We start from the raw sequence: 24,044 nt of genomic DNA on the forward strand, positions 1-24,044 counted from the left end.
TCATGCCCGTCGAATTCATCGGTCTCATCGCCACCCAGGACGGCTCCGAGAGCAGCCCGGCCACGGTGCCGTTCATCGACCCCGGCTACGCCGGCCGGATCGCCCGCGCGCACGAGGACTCCGGCTTCGACCAGGTGCTGATCGGCTACAGCTCGGCGTACCCGGACGGGGCGCAGCTGGCGGCGTACGCGGCGGCGCACACCGGGACGCTGCGGTTCATGGTCGCGCACCGGCCCGGCTTCGTCGCCCCGACGCTGGCCGCCCGCACCTTCGCCACCCTGGACCACTTCACCGGCGGCCGGGTGACGCTCAACATCATCACCGGCGGCCACGACGCGGAACAGCGCCGCGACGGCGACTACCTGGCCAAGGACGACCGGTACGCCCGCACCGACGAGTACCTGTCGATCCTGCGGCGGGCGTGGACGGCCACCACGCCGTTCTCGCACGAGGGCCGGTTCTACCGCTTCGAGGACTTCGTCTCGCAGGTCCGGCCGGTGCACGGCACCATCCCGCTGTACTTCTCGGGCTCGTCGCCGGCCGCGTACGCGACGGGCGTGAAGCACGCGCAGACGTACATGTTCTGGGGTGAGCCGCTGGCCCTGATCGCCGAGCAGATCGCCGCCGTACGGGCCGCAGCCGCGGTGGCGGGACAGCCCGCGCCGCGCTTCTCGGTCTCGTTCCGGCCCATCCTCGGAGCGACCGAGGAGCTCGCCTGGGCGCGGGCCCACGCGATCCTGGACCGGATCAGCCCGTCCCGCTTCTTCGGCGACGCCGGCCAAGGGCCGGCCAACGTGGGCTCGCAGCGGCTGCTCGCGGCGGCGGCGACCCGGGACCGGCACGACCGGGCACTGTGGACGGCGACCGCCCGGGCCAGTGGCGCGGCGGGCAACTCCACCGCCCTGGTCGGCACGCCGGACACGGTCGCCCGGGCCCTGCTCGACTATCACGAGCTCGGCGTGACGACCTTCCTGATCCGCGGCTACGACCCGCTGGACGACGCGATCGACTACGGCCGTGAGCTCATTCCCGCCGTTCGCGCGGAAATAGCACGACGGGACGCCGCCGCATTACCGGTGCCCGCCTGAATGGCAATGTGCCGACCATCACTGAATGGATACTCCCGCATCCTGGATTTGCTTTGACCCGCCGCCGCCGAGTGTGAAGGATGGTCACCATGCAGTTGCGCGACGTAAGACTCACGTCCCGCCTCGCCATCGATCTCCTCCGGTGCGCGAGCGCACGCTGTCGCCTTCACTGATCCACCGGCGATCCCTGTGCCCCGCCGCGACCGAGCGGTGCGAGAGCCGCGGTAGCCCGAAGGAATGATCCCTCGACGCCGTTCCGCGTCTATAAATCTATCCCACACATGGGAAAAGTATTGTTCAGGCGCCGGCCGAGACCCGGCCGGCCGCCACACCCTCCGCAAAGGGGCACAATCATGTCCGTTCTCGCCGTCGCCGATCTGCCTCTCGCCCGCCCCGTCCCGGTCCGCCGGTCCGGCCGCCCGCGCGCCGCCCGGCTGCGCTCGATCGTCACCCCCGACTCCTCGGTCACCGTCACGATCACCCTGGGCAGGCCCGGCTCGGAGGAGAGCGAACGGGTCCTGTCGGCCCTGCGGGACCTGGTCGCCGCCGCGGGTCCCGGCGCGGACATCGACCTCGGGCCGGCCGGGATGCCGCCGACCCTGGCCGAGGCCGTCCCCGGCCTGCAGCTCGACACCCGCGCCCGCACGGTCGCCCAGGACGGTCGTCGGCTCGACCTGAGCCGCCTCGAGTACGAACTGCTGCTCTTCCTGTCCCGGCACCCCCGCCAGGTGTTCAGCCGCAACCAGCTCCTCGGGCACGTCTGGGGACACACGCACACCACGGTCCGCACGGTGGACGTCCACGTGAGCCGGCTGCGCACCAAGCTCGGCGACCCGGAGATCGTGACCACGGTCTACGGCGTCGGCTACCGGCTGGCCGACGACGCCCGCATCACGATCGCCGACGCCTGAGCTGTTCCGGCGTCGGCTTCCGCGTGGTCGGTGGTGGCGGGCGCGGCTTCTGGGGCGGCTTCGGCTTCGGGGTGTCGTGCCTGGTTGGGGTCTTTGCTTTCGGCCCGGTCGGTGGGGGTCAGGCATGGTGGGGTCATCGGCCTTGGCCTGGCCGGCGGCATCGGGCTTGGCTGGTCTTTGGCCTCGGCCTGGTCGGCGGCATCGGGCCTGGCCTGCTTTCTGCTTCCGCCCGGTGGGCGACGTGGGGCTCGGGGTCGCGGACGTCCGGCCCGGTTGGTCTTTGGCCCCGGCCTGGTCGGCGGCGTTCGGCCTGGTCTGCTTGCGGCTTCTGCTCGGTCGGTGACATGGGTCTCGGAATCGGGGACGTCCGGGCTGGGCTGCGGCGTTAGGTCCGGTCTGCCTGCGGCTTCCGCCCGGTGGGCGACGTGGGCCTCGGGATCCCGGACGTCCGGCCTGGCCCGATCCTGGACTTCCGATCGGCTGGTGCCGCGCGCATCCTGATCGCCGACGACTGCCGCGGTCCGTCCTTCGGCTCTGCCTGCGCGGCGCATCCCCTCGGCTCTGCCTGCGCGGCGCATCCCCTCGGCTCTGCCTGCGCGGCGCACCCCCTCGGCTCCGTCGGCGCGGCGCCCCCTCGGGTGCGCCGCGCCGGCGTTTCTGTCGGTCCTGACGGCTGAGATCGGGCGTATCGGCGACCCCTCTGTCCCGGATGTCCTCGTCATAGCGGTTCCGCTGCGGCGCGCCACTGGCGCTCAAAACCTGTTTTGCCTATCGTGTTGATAGGAGATAGGGGGCCTCATGGGGCGTGTGGTGGCAGTGGTCGGTGGAGGGTGTTCGGGGGTCCTGGTGACCCGCGAGCTGTTGCGCGGCGGCGATGACGACGTAGTGCTGATCGAGCCCGGCGAGCCCGGCGGCGGGGTCGCGTACGGCTCGGCCCGGCCGTGGCATCTGCTGAACTCGCGGGCCGGGGCGATGAGCGCCGACCCGGACGACCCGGACCACTTCGTCCGCTGGGCCGGCACCACCGCGGCGGCCTTCCGGCCCCGGGCCGAGTACGGGCGCTACCTGCGCTCGGTGCTCGAGGAGGCGGACCGCGCCCATCCCGGCCGGCTCCGGGTGCACCGGGCCCGGGTGGCGGCGCTGGCCCCGGACGGCACCGTCGCGCTGGACGACGGCGGTGTGGTCCACGCCGACCACGTGGTGCTGGCCACCGGTGGCCCGGCCGCCGCCCGCCAGCAGATCGACCATCCCTGCTATGTGATCGATCCTTGGCGCCCCGGCGTGCTCGACGCGCTGCCCGCCGACCGGCCGGTGCTGTTGATCGGCACCGGGCTCACCGCCGTCGACGTGGCGTTGACCTTGACCGCTGACGGGCGCCGGACCGCTCCCGTGGTCGCGGTCAGCCGGCGGGGGCTGCTGCCGCTGACGCACACCGCGGACGCGATCCCGCCGGCCGTGCCGTCGCTCGACGACTGCGCCACGTTGCGCGACGTGGTCCGCGCCGTCCGCGCCGCCGCCGGGGAGGCGGGGGACTGGCGACCGGTCGTGGACGGTCTGCGGCCCCTGCTCGATCAGCTGTGGACCGCGTTGACGCCGGGCGAGCAGGACGCCTTCCTGCGGCACCTGGCCCGCCCGTGGGAGTGTCACCGGCACCGGATGGCGCCGGTGGTCGCGGCCCGGGTGGTGGAGCTGCGTAACGCCGGTCTGCTGGAGATCCGCGCCGGTGGCGTCGCGGCGTGGCCGGGGCTGGCGGATTTCGCCGCGGTGGTCAACTGTGCCGGTCCCGGGCGGCTCCCGGGTGCGGCCGGCCCGCTGGTCGGTGGTCTGCTGGCCGCCGGGCTGGCCCGGGTGGGCCCGCACGGTCTCGGGCTGGACATCGACGAGGCGGGACGGCTGGTCGGGGCCGGCGGGCGGGCGCACGACCGGCTCTGGGTCATCGGGCCGCTGCGCCGGGGCGCGCGCTGGGAGACCACCGCGGTCCCGGAGATCCGGGCGCAGGCCCGGCGGCTGGTCACCGATCTGCGCGCCGGAAGGCGCCTCGCGGCCGCGTTCCCGGTCGCCGCGTAGCTCGCCGGCCGGCCCTGGCGGCATCCCGAAACGGGCATAGCCCGATGATATGACGAGGCTGTTTTCGCAGCTCAGTGCCGGTTTGGTGGGTGCTGCCTTCACATTGTGGAAACAATGACCGACCTTGAGTCGGCATCGAAACAGCTCAATACTCAGGGAGGCACCGGTACACCGGAGACCCGGCGTACCCCCGTCCCCCTGGGAGGAACCTGTGCGTAACCCCGGCTCGAAGCTCGGCCGACCGATCGTCGGCCTGGCCGCCGTGCTGCTGGTGGGCAGTGCGTTCGCGTCACCCGCGTCCGCCGCCCCGACCGGCCCCGCCGCCGACCCGTCCTTCGCCCCCTCCGCGCTCGCCACCAAGCTGGACACCCAGTTCGGCACCGCCGCCGCCGGCTCGTACGTCGACTCGGCCGGCAAGCTCGTGGTCAACGTGACCGACGCCGCCACCGCCAAGTCGGTGTCCGCCGCCGGTGCGACCCCGCGCTACGTCGCCCACAGCGGCGCCGCGATGGCCGCCGCCGACTCCGCTCTCAAGGCCGAGCTCAAGACGCCCGGCACCTCGTTCGGCCTGGACCCGGTCAGCAACAAGATCGTGGTGACCGCCGACGAGACGGTCACCGGGGCCAAGCTGGCCACCGTCAAGGCGATTGTGGCCAAGCTCGGCGACAAGGCCACCCTGGAGTCCGTGCCGGGCAAGCTGCAGCCCACCATCTCCGGTGGCGACGCGATCTACGCCGGCGGTGGCCGGTGCTCGCTCGGCTTCAACGTCCGCAGCGGCAGCACCTACTACTTCCTGACCGCCGGTCACTGCACCAACATCGGTGCGACGTGGACGAACGGCTCGACGACGCTCGGCACCCGGGCCGGCACCAGCTTCCCGGGCAACGACTACGGCATCGTGCGCTACACCAACACCTCGATCACGAAGTCGGGCGCGGTCGGCTCGCAGGACATCACCTCGGCCGGCACCCCGGCCGTGGGCGCGACGGTCTACCGCCGTGGCAGCACGACCGGCATCCACTCGGGCCGGGTCACCGCGCTCAACAGCACGGTCAACTACGCCGAAGGCTCGGTCTCCGGCCTGATCCGGACCAGCGTCTGCGCCGAGCCGGGTGACAGCGGCGGCTCGCTCTACTCCGGCACCACCGCGCTGGGCCTGACCTCGGGCGGCAGCGGCAACTGCTCCAGCGGCGGCACCACGTACTTCCAGCCGGTGACGGAGCCGCTGAGCGTGTACGGCGTCTCGGTCTTCTGATCGATTCAGCTCCACACCGAGAAAGGCCTCACCCGAGCCCGGGTGGGGCCTTTCCCATGAGCGCCGCAACGACGAGAATCGATCCATGTCAGCTGAGACCCCGGTCGAGTCCGCCCGCAAGATCGCACGAGGGGAATTGGCCCCCGGCTGCCCCGTCCACGCCGGCGCCGACGAGGTCTGGCACGTCCAGGACTTCGCCGGAGCCCGGTCGGTGCTGCGCAGCACCGAGACCCGGCAGGCCGGCTTCGGGGTGGAGAACGCCGTCAAGCTCGAGGGCCGGATGCGCATGCCCGTGCTCTACCGCGACGGCCCCGAGCACCGCGAGCACCGCCGGCAGACCGCGAAATACTTCACCCCGAGACGAGTCGAGACGGCGTACGCGTCCCTGATGGACCGCCTGGCCGAGGAGCAGTGCGACACGCTGCGCCGCCGCGGCGCCGTGGATCTCTCGCAGTTGTCTTTCCGGCTGGCGGTGGCGGTGGCCGCCGAGGTGATCGGGCTGGCCGAGAGCGGGCCGGGCATGGCGCGCCGGCTGGACCGCTTCTTCGAGGAGAAGGAGAGCCCGAACCGCCTGATCAGGTCCTGGAAGGAGATCCGCTCGAACGCCAACATGGCGCTGTTCTTCTGGCGGGACGTCCGCCCGGCGATCAAGGCCCGCAAGGAGCGCGGCCGCGACGACCTGATCAGTCACCTGCTCGGCGAGGGTTGCACCAGCGGCGAGATCCTCGGCGAGTGCGTCACCTTCGCGGCGGCCGGCATGGTCACCACCCGGGAGTTCATCACCCTGGTGGCCTGGCATCTCTTCACCGACGAGGAGCTGCGCGCGGCGTACACGCAGGGCGACGAGAAGCAGCGGGTGGCGATCCTGCACGAGATCCTGCGCCTGGAGCCGGTGGTGGCGAATCTGGCCCGGTGGACGACCGCGGAGCTGCGGACGGGCGACGCGACCATCCCGGCCGGGGCGCGGGTCGACATCGGCGTGGCGGCGGCCAACCTGGACCCGGCGGCGGTGGGCACCGACCCGGCGGCGGTCTGCCCGGGCCGGTCCCTGGCCGACGGGGTGGGGGACGCGGGGCTGTCGTTCGGCGACGGGCCGCACCGCTGCCCGGGGGCGTACATCGCCATCCAGGAGACGGACATCTTCCTCCGCAAGCTGTTCGCGCTGCCGGGCCTGCGCATGGTGCGCCCCCCGAAGGTGGGGATCCGCAAGGAGATCGCGTCGTACGAGCTGACCGGTCTGATGATCACGACCGGCAGCTGATCCGGCGGGTGTGCGCGCCGGTCGAGGCGCGCACACCCGCCGCCGGTCAGGCCGGCAGGGTCCAGCGCTGGTTCGGCCCGGCGGTGCAGGTCCCCATCTGCGGCAGGTTGCCGTTGGCGCTGGTGACAGCCCCGGTCCGGCCGGCCGGCGGGGTCGTCGCGGCGGCGGGGTGGTGCCGCCCGTGCTCGGCCAGGTGAAGGTGGTCGTGGCGCCCGCGGGCAGCCGGTAGCCGAACGACGTGCCCTGGTACGAGACCTGAAAGTTCCTGGTCGCCACCGGCCGCCGACGTGCTTGTCAACCACTTGGTATGGGCAGACGTCGATGAAGCAAATGAAACGCGGGGCGGGTGATCATCCAGCGAAGACGCCTCCCGGCGGCATGACGCCCGTTTACGTTCACAGCGTTCGTGCCGCTCGATCTCTGGAGGTCCGTTGCCCGTCCTACCTGCTCTCGGTGTCGCCCTGGTGGCCGCCGGTGTGCTCGCTGTGCCCGTTCCCGCGCAGGCCGCCGTCGCGGCGGAATGGAGTCAGCCCGGCTACAGCGCCGGGGACACGTACTACAACCCCGGCGAGTCGGTGATCAATGCGAGCAGCATCAACGCGGTCCGGCGCCGGTGGACCGTCGCGCTTCCGGAGGCCCGGGAACGGTGTGCGCGGGCGGCCGTGCCTGTTGTCGCCGGTGGGCGGGTCTTCGTCGCCCAGGAGACCGGTGTCTCGGCGTACCAGGCGGGGACCGGGCGGCTGTCGTGGCGTTTCACCTGGCCGTCGCCGGAGGATGAAAGCACTCCCTACCTGGCGGTCTCCGGTGGCCTGCTCATCGTGGCCAACCAGGGTTGCCAGTCGCAGAGCGACCCGGACGGCACGGTCCGCGCGCTCGACACCGTTTCGGGCCGGCTGGTCTGGACCAGGCCGGTGTCGGCGCCGGTGGAGTCGCTGGTCGTCGACCGGGGGATCGCCGTGGTCTCCGGGGAGTCGATGTCCGACACCCCGACCGTGATCGGCCTGGCCGTCGGCGATGGCACGCAGCGCTGGCAGCTCGCGGACCACGCCTCCGCCGGGGTGTCAGCCGGTGGCCGGGTGCTGGTCAGCCGGGTCGGCGCGGTGGGCACGTCCGCGTTGTCGGTGACGACCGGCGCGGCGCTGTGGACCCGCAAGGTCGCGTGGGCCGGGCAGGCGGCGAGCCCGGCCGGGGACGTCTTCTTCGCCTCGGGCAGCCGCAACGAGATGGTCTGCGTGGACGCCGCCTCCGGCACCGTCCGGTGGACCGCCGCGCGCAAGGCCAGCCCGCTCATCGCCACCGACGGCCGGCGCGTCTACCGGGCCATGGCGAAGAGCATCGAGGCCCTGGACGCCGGCACCGGCGCGCGCCGGTGGACCGTGTCCCTGGCGGGCAACGCCGGCCAGCCGGTCCGCGCGGGCGGGCTGCTCTACGCCACCGTGGACGGTGGCAAGCCGCTCGGCATCCTGCACGCGGCGAGCGGCGCCCGCGCCTCCGCCGGTACCCAGATCGGCGCGGTCGTCGGGGGGAATGTGATCGTGACCGGCGGCCGGCTCTACGCGATCAAGGGCAACACCCTCTCCGGGTACGCGCGCTGATCGAGTTGACCCGTTCCCCGCGCCCGCCCAAGATCGCTGGATGGCGGCAGATCATGGCAATGCCGGCTCACTCGCGTCCCGGCTCGCCCGGCACCGGGCCGTCGGCGCCGCACTGACCGGGCTGGACGACACCGAGCTGGCCGCCCGGGTCGACGCCGCGACGCCGCTGGGCGTGGGGATCGGCGGGCGGACCGCCCGGCTCGACGTGGCCGGGGTGCCCGTGTTCGTGAAGCGGATCCCGCTGACCGACCGGGAACGCCGCCCCGGGCACCTCGGCTCCACCGCCAACGTCTTCGGTCTGCCGACCTGCTACCAGTACGGGGTCGGCTCCACCGGCTTCGGTGCCTGGCGGGAACTGACCACCCACCACACCACCACGCAGTGGGTACGCGACGGCGTGTCGCCCCGGTTCCCGCTGTTGCACCACTGGCGCGTCCTGCCGTCCCCGCCCGCCCGGCTCCCCGACTTCGGTGACTGGGACGGCGACCCGGCCGTCGCCCGCCGTCTCGCCGCGATCGAGGCCGCGACCGCCGGCGTCGTGCTCTTCCTGGAATTCCTGCCGTGGACGCTGCACGCCTGGCTGACCGAACGGTTCGACGCCGGTGACGGCGAACGGGCCACCGCCTTCGCGGACCGGGAGCTGCGGGCGGCCACCGAGGTCACCCGGGCACACGGCCTGGTCCACTTCGACGCCCACCCCGGCAACGTCCTCACCGACGGTCATCGGCTGTACCGGGCCGACTTCGGGCTCGCCCTCGACCGGGCGTTCGACCTCTCACCGGCCGAGGTCGCGTTCCTTGATCTGCACCGGGACTGGGACCGCTGGGACACCCGGCGATACCTCGTCAACTGGCTGTGCGGCCGGCTCGCCCCGCAAGCCGGCCGCGGCGCCGTCATCCGCGCCGGTGGGTCCGGACTGCCGGCGTACGCCCGGGCCGTCATCACCCGGTACGGCCCCACCGTCCAGCTGCTCAACGACTTCTACGATCGCCTGGTCGCCGGACCCAAGACCACTCCCTACCCGGCGCGGGAGCTGCTCACAGCCGGCCGAGAGCCGAGGCCAGCAGGGTCGCCGCCGAGGCGATGACCGCGTTGTCGTAGGTGGCGTCCTGAGCCGTGCGGTTGGTGTAGATGGCCAGGATCAGCGGGGCGCCCGTCGGGGGGTGGACGATCGCGATGTCGTTCGCCGCGCCGTACGCGTCGGCGGAGCCGGTCTTGTCGCCGACCGTCCAGGAATCCGGCAGACCGGCCCGGATCCGGGCCCCGCCCGTGGTGTTGGCGCGGAGCCAGCCGACCAGCCGGTCGCGGTCCTCGGGGTGCAGCTCGTGGCCGACGGTGAGGTTGCGCAGGTTGGTGGCCATGGCCGCGGGGGTGGTCGTGTCCCGCGGGGACGCCGGTGACCAGTCGTTGAGCTCGGTCTCCCAGCGGTCCAGCCGGGTGACCGGGTCGCCGAGGCAGCGGGCGTAGCGGGTCAGCCCGGCCGGTCCGCCGATCCGCTCCAGCAGCAGGTTCCCGGCGAGGTTGTCGCTGTAGTCGATGGCGGCCGCGCACAGCTCCGCGACGGTGAGCCCGTCGGCGACGTGCGCGCCGGTGATCGGGGAGTTCGGCAGCAGGTCGTCCGCGGTCCAGTGGATGACCCGGTCCAGCAGGCCCGGCTCGCGGCCCCGGGCGCGGTCCAGGACCGCCGCCGCGGCGAGGACCTTGAAGGTGGACAGCAGCGGGAAGCGCTCGTGCGCGCGGTGCGCGACGGTCCGGCCGGTGCCCGTGTCGATCCCGACGGCGCCGATCCGGCCGTCGTAGTCCCGTTCCAGCCGGCGCAGGCCGGTGGCGGCCTGCGCCGGGGAGCCGGGCAGGAGCAGCAGCGCCGCGGTCGCGGCGCCGCCGGTGAGCACGGTACGTCGAGTCAGGTGATCACTCATGCGACCCACCCTGCCGTTTTGTCCGTGAAAGGGACGTGAAACGGCAGAGTGGGTCACACCGTCAGACGGCCGCCCAGAGCGCCGGCACGTTCGACGGCTCCCAGCCCACCAGCGACGTGTGCGCCTGCAGGCAGCGGTACCGCACACCGTTGTAGGTGACGATCGCGCCCACCGGGTAAGCGGTGTTCGCCGCCCACGCGGTGCCGGCCGGCTGGGTGGCCGGCGGGGTCGTCGGCGGCGTCGTGGTGGGCGGAGTGGTCGGCGGCGTCGTGGTGGGCGGCGTCGTGGTCCCGCAGGTGCCGAACACCTTGAACTCGAACAGCGAGTAGCCGTACGGCGTGCCCCGCTCGGTGCCGGACATGCGCACGTAGCGGGCGCTGCCGGAGATCGCGTGGGTGACGGTGCCGCCGGTCCCGGCGGTCACCGTCGCGGCGGTGGTCCAGCTCGTGCCGTCCGCCGAGGTCTGGATCTGGTACGCCTTGCCGTACGCGGCCTCCCAGCTCAGCTCGACGCGGCCCAGCGGCTGCGCCGTCCCGAGGTCGACCTGCAGCCACTGCGGGTCCGCGAACGCGCTGGACCAGCGGGTGGCCGCGTCACCGTCCACCGCCAGGTTCGCGGGGTAGCCGGCCTCGACCGACGACGTGGTGGCCGTCTTGCCCTGCGAGAGCAGCGGTCCGGTGGTGCACGCGGGCGGGGTCGTGGTGGGCGGCGTGGTCGGCGGCGTCGTCACCGTTCCGCCGCCGTTGGCGTTGCCGCCGCTCCAGTTGGTCGCGCCGCTGGCCACTGTCTTGCCGGCGGGGACGCTGAGCGACTTGCCGTCCGAGTAGGTCACCGTCAGCGCGGTGTTGGTGATGTTCGACGCGACGTAGGTCTTCGCGCCGCCCTTGCTGAACACCTTGGCCAGCGGGTGGTTGGCCGTCACGCCGGTGTCGACCTGGCCCAGCGCCGCGAGGTTGCGCAGCCAGTGGAACGTGTGCGCCTTGCTCTCGCCCTCCTCGGAGGTGTACGAGCTGTTCGCCCGGAACTTGGCCAGCGCCGCGTCCGGATCACCGAGCGCCAGGTACTGCCACAGCATGTCGCGCCACAGTGTCGGCTCACCGCCGTTGTTGCGCACCAGCTCGGCGTACGTGCTCTTCACCGACTCGGGGTAGTCACCCAGGTAGAGCTGGCCGCCGGTCATCGGCAGCATGTTGATGCCGACCACCAGGGCGTGCTCGCCGGAGAACCAGGTCGCGTACGCGCCGCCGGAGCCCCACACGATGGCCGAGTAGTTGTGCCCCCAGCTCGCCGGGAAGTTCTCGTTGCGCACGTCGAACCAGTACTCGTTGATCGCGGCGGCCTGGGTGGTGTGGATCCAGATGCCGGCGTCGCGCACCGCGGTGTTGCCGGTGGCCTGACCCCACTGGATCAGCGCGTTGGCGAAGTTCTGGCCCTCCGACGACGACTCCTGGTTGTTGCCCGCGCCGAACGCGCCGTGCCCGGAGGCCCAGTCGTGGCCCGCGTAGATGTCGAAGTCGCGCAGGTACGGGAAGCGGGTGTCGGTGCGGTCGTAGTTGTTGGCGTCCCGGATGAGCAGGTCGACCATGCCGCCGTACCGGCCGGCCGAGGCCCACTGCGGGTCGAACTTGGCCAGGGTGGCGGCCGCGGCGATGAAGTAGCCGTAGTGGAAGTGGTGGTCGTTGAGGTCCTCGTCGGAGGCGTACGAGGCGGGGTAGCCGATCAGCGTGCCCCACTTCTGGTCGTAGTAGAAGACCCGCGAGGTCTTGCCCGCCGACGCGGTGAACCAGTCGGTGATCCGGGTGCGGATGACGTTCAGCGCCGAGTCGCGCACCGCGGTCAGGTTGAGCTGGTCGGCGATCTCCGCGATCCGGGCGGCCCGGCCCAGGCCCTTGCCGGTCCAGTACGTGTCGTCGCCGCGGAAGTCGGCCGGATTGGTGAGCTCGTTGTTCAGGAACGTGGTGACCTGCGACAGGTCCGCGCCGGAGGAGTCGCCGACGGCCGGCACCTCGGGCAGCACGCCGGTGTACTTCATGGACGTCTGGAACGACGAGCCGATGACCGTCTTCATGGCGCCGCGCGGCGAGACGTACGTCTGGGCGAGCGGGGAGCCGCCGGACAGATAACGCCACTGGTGCGGGTAGAGCGAGATGACCGTGCCCGAGCCGCTGCCCTCGCGGGCGGTGGTGGTGAACGCGTACGTGGTGTTCACCGTCCCGCCGGCCTGGTTGTAGGTGTACGAGACCCGGGTGCCGGTGACGTGGTTGTGCGCGACCGCGCCGTACCGGTCGGCCAGCGACGTCTTGTCAGCCGTGCTGGTGCCCGAGGTGGTCGGCAGCACCGCGACCGAGAAGTAGCCGCGACCGGCCAGGCTGGACCGGAAGGTGTTCCCGCTCAGCGCCCAGGTCGAGCCGGCCGGCCCGTACGCGACGTAGTCGTGCCCGCCGATCGACCAGCCGATCCGGTTGCCGCTGTTCTGCCACACGGTCGGCGGCCCGACCACGGAGATCAGCGCGTCGCCGCCGGTCACCTGGTAGTACGACATCGGCAGGCCGTGCCCGATGGTCGCCTTCATGGTCCGGGTGCCGTCGCTCCAGGACGGTGTGACGGTCGAGTCGCTCCAGCCGTCCACCAGCGCCCGCGGCGCGTTCAGCCCGGCCACCCCGACCACCACGTGCTGCGCGTACGGGAAGTGGTACTCACCCAGGCCGGTGGGGCTGCCGCTGATCGCGGCGTCCGTCTGGTACGAGATCCCGAGCCCGCTCGCCACCGGCTTGTACGCGGCCGGGTGGGCGAACAGGGGCTGGGAGAAGTTGCACTCGTCGCCCTTCTTGAACACCAGCGAGGACCACCAGTCGTTGGTGGGCACCGCACCGGCCGGCGCGTTCGCGGTCAGGAACTGCCGCGGGTTGGTCGCGATGTCGCCACAGCCGGTCGGCAGCTTGGCGCCGGCCGGGAGGGTCTCGGTGTAGCTGCCGGCGCCGACGGTTCCGGCCTCGGCGGAGCCGGTGACGGCGACCGCGAGGGCGCCGGAGCCGAGGGCGACCACGACGGCGGTGGCCAGACCGGCGAGCCGGCCGGACCGGCGCCGCCGATGGGAGACGGGGGAAGGGGGGAGCGGGGATGTCATAGCCAGGTGCCTCCGATGGGGACGGGGGTCGCCGGAGCCGCGGCGGTGGACCACGGGCGAGCGTGAGAGCGCTCTCACGGGTGCCGCGAGATTAGCCGTCACCCTGTGTTTCGTCAATGTTTACAAACGTGAATAGGTCCTGCTCAGAGCGGATTTGCCGGCATTTGCGCGAGCGGGTGGCCGACCGCGGACCCGGCGCTGTTCCTAGCGGCCGTTGGTCGCGTCGTCCTCGGCCACGCGCTCCTCGCCGCGGCGGCGCAGCATCTTGAGACCCGGCAGCCCGATGATCGCCAGGTGCAGGTCGTTGGTGACCTCCAGCAGCGAGTGCAGGTCCGGACCGACCTGGTCGAGCTTGCCGAGCAGCGGCATCACGTCCTCGGTGAGGTGCTTGCGCAGCTGCGGCAGCTCGTCGATCATCCGGATCGCCGCGGTGACCTCCTCGGGCGTCAGCTCCTCGATGAACCGCACCGCCAGTGGGGCCGCCCGGCGCAGGGCCGGCGCGTACCCGTCGAGCAGCTCGCGGGCCTCGGCCGAGGTCGCCGACGCCTGCCGGACCACCCCGGACGCCGCGTCGGTGATCCGTCCGGCGTCGGTCACGAGCGCGGACGCGCCGGTCACGGCAGTGCCGGCACCGTCGACGACCAGGGCCGCCCGGGCCGCCACGGCGGTGGCCTCGTCGACGGCCAGCGCGGCCGCGGCCATGACCACCTTGGTGTCGCGCAGGGTCTGTTCGATGTCGCCCACCACGCCGTCGACCCGGCCGATCAGGCCCTCGGCCCGCTCGGCCAGCAGGGTCATCCGGCTGACCAGCAGCTCGGTCTGCCCGAGCAGCCCGAGCAGACGGAAGGGGATGGTGGCCGCCGAGGCCGCCGTCTCCACCACCTGACCGACCGCATACCGGGTGAGCTGGACGAGGGCGGCAGGTGACGGGAGCAGGGCCATGCGCCCATTGTGCCCACGGGGACCAGTGACAAACCGTGAGGGCGTTCAAGCACCCGGTAGTAGGTTTTGGCATCCCGCGCCGGGCACGGCACTATGCATGGGTGCGACGAACCCGGCTCTGGATCTTCGCGATGGCGGCACTGGTGATCGTGGGCGGCGCGTCCCTGATCGGCCTCGGCATGCGCGCCGACAGCAGCAGCGGCGCCGGCGGCGGTGTGCTGCCCCGCTCGCTCACTTTCGGTGACGACCCGACGCCGTCGGCCTCGCCGACCCCGACCGGCCCCAGCCCGGAAGAGCTCGCCGCCCAGCAGCGCGCCAAGCGCGTCAAGGCGCTCGACGCGGCCCTCAAGAAGCTCGACGCCACATCCCCGGAGTTCTCCGTCGCCGTGCTCGACAAGAAGACGGGCCAGAAGTATTCGTACCGCGGATCGGAGCGCTACGACACCGCCAGCATCGTGAAGGTGCAGGTGCTGGCCTGTGCGCTGCTGCGCGCCCAGGACGCCGGCCGCAAGCTGTCGGCCGGTGAGCTGGCCCTGGCCAAGCCGATGATCCGGCTGAGCGACAACAACGCGACCACCTCGCTGTTCACCAGGATCGGCAAGGTCCCGGCGGTCACCAAGTGCAACAAGCGGCTCGGCCTGAAGCAGACCGCGGTGAACAACTCCTGGGGTCTGACCCGGACCACGGTCGACGACCAGGTGAAGCTGCTGTCCGAGCTGGTCGACACCAAGGGACCGCTGGACGCGGCCTCCCGCAAGCAGGCGTTCACGCTGATGAGCACGGTCGATCCGGCCCAGGACTGGGGCGTGCCGGCGGTGGCCAAGGACGGCGAGACCACCACGGTGAAGAACGGCTGGGACACCCGATCGGCTGACGGCGGCCTCTGGGCGATCAACACGGTCGGCCGGGTCACCTCGGGTGACGACGTCGACGTGTCGGTGGCTGTGCTCTCGCACAACAACAAGAGCATGGAAGGCGGCATGGCCCTGGTGGAGAAGGTCGCCAAGCTGACCCGCCAGCACCTGAAGTACTAAGCGGTCTCCGCTTCCGCCTCGGCGTCGGCCTGGCGGGCGGCCCGGCGCTTGCTGATCAGGCTCACGATCTGGCTGATGATCAGGACCAGCAGGATCGCCGCGACCACGCCCTCCCACGGCTCCGGGAAGATCGAGCCGCCGACCACCCCGATGGCCGCGTAGACCGCCGACCACAGCGCGCACGCCGGCACGTTCGCCACCACGAAGGTGCGCCAGCTCAGGCCCACGAACGCCGCCGCCAGCAGGACCGGCACCCGGCCGCCGGGCAGCAGCCGGGAGACCAGCAGCACCGGGATCTGGCTCTTCTCCAGCCGTTCCTTCACCGCCGCCAGGTGTTCCTCGTCGCGCAGCCAGCGCAGCCGGCGGGCCAGCTGCTCCCCGCCGGCCCGGCACATCGCGTACATCACCAGGTCGCCCACGTACGCCCCGGCCGCGCCGGCCGCGATGGTCAGCAGGATCAGCGGCGGGTGGTCGTGGAAGGCCAGCGCGGCGGCTCCGCTCACCGCCGCGCCGGTGGGCACGATCGGCACGATCGCGCCGAAGGCGACCACCAGCGCGAGCCAGCCCATGGCTCCGAGCTCGGAGATCACGTGGCCGGCTCGAAACTGAGCGTCTCGCCCTGGGCGAGGACCCGCACGTGGGTGTCCGGGGCCGCGGCGGCGGCGCGGCGGGCGAACTCCGTGCCCGGGTCGTGGAACATGTGCGCCCGGAAGCGGCCCATGCCGGCCGGCCAGAACGTGCCGTAGTGCACCGGGACCGCCCAGGCCGCCTTCACCCGGCGCAGGGCCTCGGCGCCGTCGACCGGGTCCAGGTGGCCGTGGGCGCCGAGGGTCGGACCCCAGCCGCCGACCGGGACCAGGGCCAGGTCCAGGGGGCCCAGCGATGCCATGCCGTCGAACAGGCCGGTGTCGCCGCCGTACCAGGTGCGGGCCGCGCCCTCGACGATGAAGCCCATCGCGGTCGAGCGCAGCTTGGACCAGGGGCCGCGGCCGCCGTCGTGGGCCGCGGGCACCGCGCGCACGGTGACCGCGCCGACCGTGGTCTCCTCGCCCGGCTCGAGCTCGACGCAGCGCTGCGCCCACTCACGGCCCAGACCCTTGGCGACGAAGCCGGTGGCGCCGCGCGGCAGGATCAGCAGCGGCTCGCCGGGCACCGCGCGCAGCGACGGCAGGTGGAAGTGGTCCGCGTGCAGGTGCGACACCAGCACCGCGTCGGGCGGGCCGGGCAGCCGTGGCGTGGGCCCGGCCATCCGGCGCAGGTGGATCAGCCGGTCGGTGAGCAGCGGGTCGGTGAGCAGAGAGACACCGGAGTCGGCCAGCCACATCGTGCTGTGCCCCCACCAGGTGACGCTCGTGTCGCTCACGATCCAACCGTACGGGACCGGGCACAGAGTCGTTTGAGGGCACGACCGCACAGCCGGGCGTACCCGTGCTGGGCCAGCACCGCGACCGGACCGCCCAGCCGCATCGGCAGCCGGGCCGGGACGCTGAACGCGGTCACCGCGAACCAGACCCGGCCGTCGGGGTCCCGTTCGACCGTGAAGGCCTCCTCGCCGCGGGCCTGGTGGCCGGGCAGCGTGCCGTAGCCGAAGCCGGCCCGGTCGCCGTCGTCCGCGGCCCACACCACCTGGCACGGCACGACCAGCGGTCCGAGCCCGACAGTGACGCCGACGCCGGGGGCGGCGCGGTCGGCGGTCGCGCGGATCCGGGCCCCGGTCGCCCGGTGCATGCCGAAGGTCAGGATCGCGTCGGCCGCCGCGGCGAAGTCGTCGCGGCCCAGCTCCGTGCGGTAGTGCAGCTGCCGGTAGCCCGGGGGCAGCGGCTCGTGCCGGGTCGCGCCGACCTCGGCGTAGGTGAACTCACTCATGACGTCCCTTCCTCAGATCCCAGATATGCCCCGGCGCGGTGCCGGCCCACCATGGCGCAGACCGCGAATCCGAGGGCGTTCGCCACTCCGTGCGTCGCGGCCATCCAGGCCAGCGACGGATGCGGCAGCCCGGTGGCCTCGCCCAGCGCCCAGCTCACCGCGAGGGCCATGGACGCCACCAGCACGACGGCCGAGCAGCCCAGCAGCAGTGCGGTGAGCCGGTCGGGCGCGGTGCGCGCGTAACGCCAGGTCAGCCAGCCGACGGTCCACATGCCCGCGGTGAGCACGAGCGCCCCGGCCAGCTCGACCGCCTCGGCGGTGAAGTAGCCGAGCAGCACCAGCAGCGTCCCGGTGGGGACGGTGAGCGCCGCGGCGTCGGCGGCCCGCCCCGGCGTCAGGCGGCTCTGCAGCCCGGCTATCAGCGCGGCCGCGAAGCCCGCGAAGTGGAAGTGCGCCACCGTCAGCGTGAGAATGCCCAGTTCGAAGCCGAACAGGTGGTAGCCGGCCCGCTCGGCGATCAGCGCGCTCGCGGCGATGGCCGGGCTGATCAGGGCGGTGAGCACGGCGGCCTCGGTGGGCCACTCGCGGCGGGGGCGGACCGGGCGGCTGAGCGCGTACGCACACAGCACGGCCGCCGCGACGGCGTACGCCGTCGCCAGGCTGGTGGCCACGGTGCCGCGGGGCAGCCACAGGCTCACCGCCCCGGCGACCGCTCCGAACGGCCAGCACCGCCGGGCGAACGCGACCGCCGGGTCCCGGATCAGCCGCAGCCCGGCCGGCACGATCACCAGCATGCCGACGGCGACGAGCAGGTTGACGAGCACCCGCACCGACCTCACCTCCCCATCTTGAACATGTTCAAGTAACTGAATTCACTCTAACGCACCCGCACCCGGGTCGCCGTTGTGATGTGCGTCCTGCACACTGACGGCCGTGACAGGACCTCGCTCAGCCGTGATCTACAACCCCGTCAAGGTCGGCGACCTCGACCTGCTGCGCCGCATCGTCAGCGAAGGCGTCGCGAGTGTCGGCTGGCCCGAGCCGGCCTGGCACGAGACGACCCCCGAGGACGCCGGCCGCGGGCAGGCCGCCCAGGCCGTCAAGGACGGCGCCGAGCTGGTGTTCGTCTGCGGCGGCGACGGCACGGTGATGGCCGTGGTGACCGCCCTGGCCGGCACGGACGTCGCCCTGGCCGTGCTGCCCGCCGGCACCGGCAATCTGCTCGCGGCCAACCTCGGCCTGGGCACCGACGCCGCCACCGGGGTGCAGGTCGCCATCGAGGGCGGCCGGAAGCGCATCGACGTCGGCGCGGTCGGCGACCAGTGCTTCGCCGTGATGGCCGGCATGGGCTTCGACGCGCAGATGCTCGAGGGCACCTCGGAGACGGCGAAGAAGCACATCGGCTGGCTGGCGTACGTCGGGGGCGCGGCCAAGCACCTGCGGGACCGCCCGATGCGGGTGCGCATCGTCATCGACGGCGGCGCCCCCATGCCCCGGCGCCCCCGCTCGGTGATCGTCGGCAACGTGGGCCGGCTGCAGGGCGGCGTACGGCTGCTCAGCGAGGCCGAGCCCGCCGACGGCAAGCTCGACGTGGCCATCCTGAGCCCGCGCAGCCTGCGGCACTGGGCCGAGCTCGGCTGGGCGGTCGTGCGCCGGCGCAAGAGCGTGCCGCTGATGGAGACGTATTCCGCCGAGCGGGTGGAGATCTTCAGCAACCGGGCCCAGCCCCGCCAGCTCGACGGCGACCTGATCGACCCGGGCAAGACGCTCAAGGTCCACGTCCGGCACCGGGCGCTGCTGCTCTGCGTGCCGCAGCCCGCCGGCGACCCCGACCTGGCGTACGACAGCAGCGCGGCGAAGCGGGCCGCCGAGGGGGTGCGCGCCGCGGCTGAAGAGAAAGCATGAGCAGCACGGAGCCGGTCCCCGAGACCAGGATGATGCCGGGGGACGAACTCTCCGCCGACGACGCGTTCCTCGCCCTGCGCCACTACGGGCGCTGGCCGCTGCTGCGCGACGCGTTCGTCCGGTTCCGCTACGGCGACGGCTTCAGCCACTCCCGGGCCTTCGCCCTGCAGCTCTGCCTGGCCATCGTGCCGTTCCTCATCGCGCTGTCCGGTCTGGCCACCGACCTCGGCGTCGAGGAGGGCGGCCAGGTGGTGGCCGACACGGTCATCGCGCTGACCCCCGGCGCCAGCGAGCCGCTGGTCACGGAGCTGCTCGAGGACGACGAACGCACCGAGGAGGCCGGTGAGCTGGCCCTGGCCCTGGGTCTGATCACCGGGCTGTTCGCGCTCACCACCGCCATGGCCCAGATCGAACGCGGCGCCAACCGCATCTACGGCGTCGAACGCGACCGTCCCGCCCTGCCCAAGTACCTCCGGGCGGCGGTGCTGGCGCTGATCGCCGGCCTGCCCGCGCTCTTAGGCTTCCTGCTGCTGGTCGCCGGGCACTCGGCGGGCAAGTCCCTGGCCCGGCAGTACGGCTGGGGCGACGGCGCCATGACGGCCTGGAACCTGGTGCGCTGGCCGCTGAGCCTGCTGCTGATCGTCTTCGCGGTCGGGTTGCTCTTCCGGCACTCACCGCGGCGCAACCAGCCCGCGCTGACCTGGCTGCTGTTCGGGGCCACGCTGTCCACGGTGCTGTGGTGGGTGGCCAGCCTGCTGCTGGCCGGCTACGTGCGGGTCAGCGACGGCTTCGGCGCCACCTACGGCCCGCTGACCGCGATCATGGCGCTGCTGGTCTGGGCCAACCTCACCGGCATCTCGCTGTTCCTCGGGCTGTCCTTCGCCGCGCAGCTGGAGGCGCAACGGGTCGGAGTCGTCCGGCCGGCGCAGCACGACCAGTGGGAGCCGGGCCCGGACACCGACCTGAAGAGCTTCGACCCGCCGGCACCGGACGCGGTCGACGGGGAGATGCCGCGCCAGCGCGACCCCGGTGTGAGCGCGGAGTCGAAAGGGTAAGTCCCGCGCACCACCGCGTGACCCCCGAACGAGCAGGAGCCGACGATGTCCACCGACGAAGGCAGGATCCACAGACGGGTCGGCTGGGCGCCGTTGCGGCACTTCACCGGACGCAGCGTCCTGGGCCTGCTCGCGGTCATCGCGGTCGGGCTGGGCTTCGGCCTGCTCATGCTGCTGGTCCGGCTGCACTGGGGACCCCTGCAGAGCCTCGACCGGGGCGTGGCCGAGTCGCTCAACAGGCTGGTGGCGCCGCACAAGCCGGTGGTCACGGTCCTGGAGGCGCTGACCGACCTCGGCGGCCGTCCGGTGATGATGTGGCTGGTGTCGGTGGCCGTCGTGCTGCTGCTGATCCGCCGCCGGACCCGCCTGGCGGCGTATCTGGTCGTCACCGGCGTCGGTGCGCTGCTGCTCGACCCGTCCCTCAAGACGCTGGTCGGCCGGCTGCGCCCGGTCGTCGACGTGCCGGTGTCCGGGGCGCCGGGCAACAGCTTCCCGAGCGGGCACGCGCTGGGCTCGTTCGTCGCGTACGGGGCCCTGCTGCTGGTCTTCCTGCCCGCCGTGGCGCCGCGCTGGCGCAAGGCGGTGATCGCTCTGGTCGCGCTGATCGTCGTGACCGTGGGCGTCACCCGGATCGCGCTCGGCGTGCACTTCCTGTCCGACGTGCTGGCCGGCTGGCTGCTCGGCGCGGCCTGGCTGGGTGTGACCGCGTACGCGTTCCGGCTCTGGCGCCGCGAGGTCGGGCAGCCCGTCCGCCCGCTGGAGGAGGGACTCGAGCCGGAGGCGGCTCACGACGTCACCCCGGCCCCGGACGAGGAGAAGCTGCTGCCGCACCCGTGGGCCAAGGCGGCCGAGCTGGTCGTCGGCTGGGTCTTCATCTTCGGCGTGCTCTACCTGCTGGGCTGGGCCGTCACCAACCACACCGAGGGCACCTGGATCGCCTCCGCCGACGTGGGCTTCGACCGCTGGCTGCAGACGTTCCGGACGCCCTCGCTGGACCACTTCAGCTGGTTGTGGAGCAAGGCCGGCGACACCCACATGATCCTGCTGGTCTCGCTGGTGTTCTGCCCGCTGGTGCTGGCCCTGTGGCGACGCTGGCGCCCGGTGCTGTTCGTGGTGCTGGCCATGTTCGGCGAGCTGAGCCTGTTCCTGTCCGCGGCCGCTGCGGTGGGCCGCCCGCGTCCGCCGGTCGAGCAGCTCGACGGGCAGATGCCCACCTCGTCGTTCCCGTCCGGGCACATCGCCGCCACCATGTGCCTCTACGCCGCCATCGCCATCCTGCTGGTGCCGCGCATCCGGGCCTGGTGGCGCTGGGTCTTCGTGGCCCTCGCGGTGATCATGCCGGCCGGCGTCGCGCTGTCCCGGATGTACCGCGGCATGCACCACCCGACCGACTTCCTGGGCGCCGGCGTGCTGGCCGCCTGCTGGCTGACCCTGCTCTACGTCGTGGTGCGGCCCAACGCTGACGTGGCCGAGGGCAACCGGGCCGACGCCGGCGAGCTCACCGAGGGCGACGCGCACCGCGACCTCACCGAGACGACGGTCCCCGCCGGTACGCCCGAGGCGGTGCGGTGACGGTCCGCTTCCTGACCTGGAACATCAAGACCGGGGGCAGCAAGGGCCGGCTGGACGCCGTGGTGACCCTGCTGCGGCGGGAGAGCCCCGACATCCTGGCGCTGCAGGAGCTGCGCGGCTTCCCGGGCCGGCGGATGCGGGAGGTGGCCGGGGCGCTGGGCATGACGCCGTTCCTGGCCCGCTCGGTGTTCGGGCAGAGCGTCGCGGTGCTGGTCCGGCCGCCGCTGCGGATCGTCGACTGGTCCGGCGTCCGGTGGCGGCTGCATCACGCCGCCGCGGCGGTCCGGGTGCCGACCACGGCCGGTCAGCTCACGGTGGTCAGCACCCATCTCAACGCGCTCTCGCCGTACCGGCGGCTGCGCGAGGCCCGCTTCCTGGCGGCGCGGCACCGGCCCGGTAAGGGGCCTGTGCTGCTCGCCGGCGATCTCAACTCGCTGGACCCGGACACCGACCACACCGAGCGGCTGGCGGCCCTCAGCGAGCCGTACCGCCGCCGGCACACGACCCCCGACGGTACGGCGGACACCCGGGCCATCGCGGCCTTCACCGCCGCCGGTTTCGTGGACCTGTGGCCGAGAGCCGGGCAGGGCGACGGGCACACCGTGCCGACGACCCGCGGTGGCGGCCACGAGTTCTCCGCCACCGGGATGCGGCTGGACTACCTGCTGGCCGCCCCGCCGGTCGCCGCGCGGGCGACCGATGCCCGGGTGCTGCGGGGTGCCGAGGCCGAGTACGCCTCCGACCACTACCCGCTCGCCGTCGACCTGGAGCTATAGGTCCGCCACCACGCGGTCGCGGCCCTCCCGCTTGGCCACGTACAGGTTGCGGTCCGCCAGCGACAGCAGCGTCGACGTGGTCGCCCGGCCCTCCGGCGCGGTCGTGACGCCGATGCTCGTCGTCACCGGCATCGTCCCGGTGACCGGCTCCCAGGCGTGCGCCCGGATCCGCAGCCGCAGCCGTTCGCAGCAGTCGGCCGCCTCCTGGGCGTCCAGGCCCGGCAGCACCAGCAGGAACTCCTCGCCGCCGATCCGTGCCGCGATCATCGGTCCGGTGACCGTGTCGGTCAGCAGCCGGGACACCTCCTGCAGCACGGTGTCGCCGGTGCTGTGCGACAGCGTGTCGTTGATCCGCTTGAAGTGGTCCAGGTCGAGGATCGCCAGCGACAACGGCGTCCGCCCGGCCACGGCCTCGCTGAGCAGGGCGGGCAGCCGCTCGTTGACGTACCGGCGGTTCCACAGGCCGGTGAGCGCGTCCCGGTGGGCCATCTCCCGGAAGTGCTCGCTGGCCCGGCGCGCCTCGGTCGCCTCGAAGACCGCCTGCAGAGCCCGCGCCTGCGCCTCCCGCTGCCTCGAGTTCAGGGCGTTGGCCGCGGCGTAGAAGGCGCGGTGCTCGTCGTAGGCCTCCTGGTACCGGCCCGTGGCGGCGAACAGGGCCGCCTGCTCCTCGCGGATCTGGGCCCGTACCCGGTCCAGGCCGCGCTCCTCGGCCAGCGCCACCGCCGCGTCCAGGGCCTCCTGGGCGGCCGCATAGCGGCGGCTGAGCCGGCGCGCCTCGGCCAGGGTGAGCATGCAGACCGCCGGGGCGTCCCCCTCGTGGCTGAGCAGCGCGGAGGTCGCGCCGTCGAGGATGACGTGCAGAGCTTCCTCGGCCGCGTCGTAGTTGCCGCTCATCATCTCGATCCGGGCGATGGTGTCGATCTCCAGCGCCCCGAAGTCGCGGCCGCTGCGTTCCCGGACCTCGTGCATGTGCCGGATCAGCTCACGGGCACCGGGCTCGTCGTCGTTCTCGAAGGCCGTGTAGGCCATGTTGTTGAGGATGTTCATCGTCAGGTCGAGGTCGCCGATCTCGGTGGCGATGGTGAGCGCCTCGCGGAACCGGCGGTCGCCCTCCTCGGTCGAGCCGCTCTCGTCCAGCGCCACGGCCAGCCGCATCAGGTGCAGCGCCCGGACGCTCTGCGGCTCGTCGTCGGTGAGGTTGGCGACGCACTGCACCGCGTGGCTGAGCCCCTCGGACAGGTCACCGATCTGCCGGTAGAACAGCGACAGCACCCGGTGTGCGCGGGCCAGCAGGAACGGGTGGTCGTGCTGCTGGGCCCAGGCCAGCACCTGGTGCGCACGCCGGCCGCCCTGCTCGGACCGGCCCTCCCGGACCAGCGACATGGCCCGCAGCAGCCGCGCCCGCATGGCGAGATCCTCGGCGCCGAGCTCATCGGCCCGGCGCTGGATCAGCGCGGCGGGCGTCGCCAGCGAACGGAACTGGGACGGCGGACGGTCCTCGAGCTCCGCCAGGGTGGCCTCGAGCGTCGTCCGCTCGTCCACGGCCACGGCGCCGGCTGTCTCTGCCGCCTCCGTCGTCACCCGCGATCCTGCTTTCCCCGTTGAGTCCCCGGTGGGTCCTCGGCAACCGTTGCGATCGGACGCGGGCGGTGATTGCTGAGGTGTTGCCGG

21 protein-coding genes are annotated in these 24,044 nt (G+C 72.8%); 12 read left to right on the forward strand and 9 right to left on the reverse strand.

The features are described 5' to 3' along the window. Positions 1 to 2 precede the first annotated feature (2 nt). The 5 genes from ACWEOZ_RS01310 (at position 3) to ACWEOZ_RS01330 (ending at position 6,582) form a co-directional block, all read left to right on the forward strand. Positions 3 to 1,088, forward strand: a complete 1,086-nt coding sequence (locus ACWEOZ_RS01310; protein WP_451908776.1) for an LLM class flavin-dependent oxidoreductase — start codon at positions 3 to 5, stop codon at positions 1,086 to 1,088. A 353-nt stretch (positions 1,089 to 1,441) separates the two neighbouring features. Beyond that, positions 1,442 to 1,999, forward strand: a complete 558-nt coding sequence (locus ACWEOZ_RS01315; RefSeq protein ID WP_451908777.1) for a winged helix-turn-helix domain-containing protein — start codon at positions 1,442 to 1,444, stop codon at positions 1,997 to 1,999. A 798-nt stretch (positions 2,000 to 2,797) separates the two neighbouring features. Beyond that, complete coding sequence (locus ACWEOZ_RS01320; RefSeq protein WP_451908778.1) at positions 2,798 to 4,066, forward strand: FAD/NAD(P)-binding protein; 1,269 nt, start codon at positions 2,798 to 2,800, stop codon at positions 4,064 to 4,066. 211 nt (positions 4,067 to 4,277) lie between these two features. After that, positions 4,278 to 5,321 (forward strand): S1 family peptidase, encoded by a 1,044-nt coding sequence (locus tag ACWEOZ_RS01325; protein ID WP_451908779.1) that lies wholly within the window; start codon positions 4,278 to 4,280, stop codon positions 5,319 to 5,321. Between the two features lie 85 nt (positions 5,322 to 5,406). Next, positions 5,407 to 6,582 (forward strand): cytochrome P450, encoded by a 1,176-nt coding sequence (locus ACWEOZ_RS01330; RefSeq protein ID WP_451908780.1) that lies wholly within the window; start codon positions 5,407 to 5,409, stop codon positions 6,580 to 6,582. Positions 6,583 to 6,628: 46 nt separating this feature from the next. On the opposite strand, the gene ACWEOZ_RS01335 is transcribed toward ACWEOZ_RS01330, so the two are convergent. Beyond that, positions 6,629 to 6,880, reverse strand: coding sequence for a hypothetical protein (locus ACWEOZ_RS01335; protein WP_451908781.1), 252 nt, complete (start codon positions 6,878 to 6,880; stop codon positions 6,629 to 6,631). Positions 6,881 to 7,013: 133 nt separating this feature from the next. Between ACWEOZ_RS01335 and ACWEOZ_RS01340 the strand changes: the two genes are divergently transcribed. Further along, positions 7,014 to 8,177 (forward strand): outer membrane protein assembly factor BamB family protein, encoded by a 1,164-nt coding sequence (locus tag ACWEOZ_RS01340; protein WP_451908782.1) that lies wholly within the window; start codon positions 7,014 to 7,016, stop codon positions 8,175 to 8,177. A 40-nt stretch (positions 8,178 to 8,217) separates the two neighbouring features. Continuing rightward, a complete protein-coding gene (locus ACWEOZ_RS01345; RefSeq protein WP_451908783.1) occupies positions 8,218 to 9,264 on the forward strand; it encodes a serine/threonine protein phosphatase in 1,047 nt (348 codons plus the stop codon). On the opposite strand, the gene bla is transcribed toward ACWEOZ_RS01345, so the two are convergent. From bla to ACWEOZ_RS01360, 3 genes are all read right to left on the reverse strand, one after another. Next, positions 9,215 to 10,096, reverse strand: a complete 882-nt coding sequence (bla, locus tag ACWEOZ_RS01350; protein ID WP_451908784.1) for a class A beta-lactamase — start codon at positions 10,094 to 10,096, stop codon at positions 9,215 to 9,217. The genes ACWEOZ_RS01345 and bla overlap by 50 nt on opposite strands. 61 nt (positions 10,097 to 10,157) lie before the next feature. After that, positions 10,158 to 13,223: a glycosyl hydrolase gene (locus tag ACWEOZ_RS01355; RefSeq protein ID WP_451908785.1), complete on the reverse strand. Its 3,066-nt coding sequence runs from the start codon at positions 13,221 to 13,223 to the stop codon at positions 10,158 to 10,160. 204 nt (positions 13,224 to 13,427) lie between these two features. Then, a complete protein-coding gene (locus tag ACWEOZ_RS01360) occupies positions 13,428 to 14,165 on the reverse strand; it encodes a hypothetical protein (RefSeq protein ID WP_451908786.1) in 738 nt (245 codons plus the stop codon). Between the two features lie 101 nt (positions 14,166 to 14,266). On the opposite strand from ACWEOZ_RS01360, the gene ACWEOZ_RS01365 reads away from it, so the two are divergent. After that, complete coding sequence (locus ACWEOZ_RS01365) at positions 14,267 to 15,199, forward strand: serine hydrolase (RefSeq protein ID WP_451908787.1); 933 nt, start codon at positions 14,267 to 14,269, stop codon at positions 15,197 to 15,199. On the opposite strand, the gene ACWEOZ_RS01370 is transcribed toward ACWEOZ_RS01365, so the two are convergent. The 4 genes from ACWEOZ_RS01370 to ACWEOZ_RS01385 are packed head-to-tail and all read right to left on the reverse strand — an operon-like array spanning position 15,196 to position 17,904. Further along, positions 15,196 to 15,789 carry a DedA family protein gene (locus ACWEOZ_RS01370; RefSeq protein WP_451908788.1) on the reverse strand — a complete coding sequence of 198 codons (594 nt, stop codon included), beginning with the start codon at positions 15,787 to 15,789 and terminating at the stop codon, positions 15,196 to 15,198. The genes ACWEOZ_RS01365 and ACWEOZ_RS01370 overlap by 4 nt on opposite strands. Next, positions 15,786 to 16,562, reverse strand: a complete 777-nt coding sequence (locus ACWEOZ_RS01375) for an MBL fold metallo-hydrolase (RefSeq protein WP_451908789.1) — start codon at positions 16,560 to 16,562, stop codon at positions 15,786 to 15,788. The genes ACWEOZ_RS01370 and ACWEOZ_RS01375 overlap by 4 nt, the downstream gene beginning before the upstream one ends. Then, positions 16,559 to 17,065 carry a DUF1990 family protein gene (locus tag ACWEOZ_RS01380; protein ID WP_451908790.1) on the reverse strand — a complete coding sequence of 169 codons (507 nt, stop codon included), beginning with the start codon at positions 17,063 to 17,065 and terminating at the stop codon, positions 16,559 to 16,561. The genes ACWEOZ_RS01375 and ACWEOZ_RS01380 overlap by 4 nt, the downstream gene beginning before the upstream one ends. Continuing rightward, positions 17,062 to 17,904, reverse strand: coding sequence for a YndJ family protein (locus ACWEOZ_RS01385; RefSeq protein WP_451908791.1), 843 nt, complete (start codon positions 17,902 to 17,904; stop codon positions 17,062 to 17,064). The genes ACWEOZ_RS01380 and ACWEOZ_RS01385 overlap by 4 nt, the downstream gene beginning before the upstream one ends. Positions 17,905 to 17,998: 94 nt before the next feature. Here ACWEOZ_RS01385 and ACWEOZ_RS01390 point away from each other — a divergent pair, with 94 nt between their 5' ends. Genes ACWEOZ_RS01390 through ACWEOZ_RS01405 form a run of 4 tightly spaced genes read left to right on the forward strand, consistent with a single transcriptional unit; the run spans position 17,999 to position 22,373 of the window. Continuing rightward, a complete protein-coding gene (locus ACWEOZ_RS01390; RefSeq protein WP_451908792.1) occupies positions 17,999 to 18,970 on the forward strand; it encodes a diacylglycerol/lipid kinase family protein in 972 nt (323 codons plus the stop codon). After that, complete coding sequence (locus tag ACWEOZ_RS01395) at positions 18,967 to 20,025, forward strand: YihY/virulence factor BrkB family protein (RefSeq protein WP_451908793.1); 1,059 nt, start codon at positions 18,967 to 18,969, stop codon at positions 20,023 to 20,025. The genes ACWEOZ_RS01390 and ACWEOZ_RS01395 overlap by 4 nt, the downstream gene beginning before the upstream one ends. A 45-nt stretch (positions 20,026 to 20,070) precedes the next feature. Continuing rightward, entirely contained in the window at positions 20,071 to 21,597 is a 1,527-nt protein-coding gene (locus ACWEOZ_RS01400) for a phosphatase PAP2 family protein (protein WP_451908794.1), read from the forward strand. Beyond that, on the forward strand, positions 21,594 to 22,373 hold the full coding sequence (locus ACWEOZ_RS01405) for an endonuclease/exonuclease/phosphatase family protein (RefSeq protein WP_451908795.1): 780 nt from the start codon (positions 21,594 to 21,596) through the stop codon (positions 22,371 to 22,373). Before ACWEOZ_RS01400 ends, ACWEOZ_RS01405 begins: the two co-directional genes overlap by 4 nt. Here ACWEOZ_RS01405 and ACWEOZ_RS01410 read toward each other — a convergent pair. Continuing rightward, a complete protein-coding gene (locus ACWEOZ_RS01410) occupies positions 22,368 to 23,954 on the reverse strand; it encodes a GGDEF domain-containing protein (RefSeq protein ID WP_451908796.1) in 1,587 nt (528 codons plus the stop codon). The genes ACWEOZ_RS01405 and ACWEOZ_RS01410 overlap by 6 nt on opposite strands. Between the last annotated feature and the right edge of the window lie 90 nt (positions 23,955 to 24,044).

It is taken from the genome of Actinoplanes sp. NPDC004185 (genome assembly GCF_053603475.1).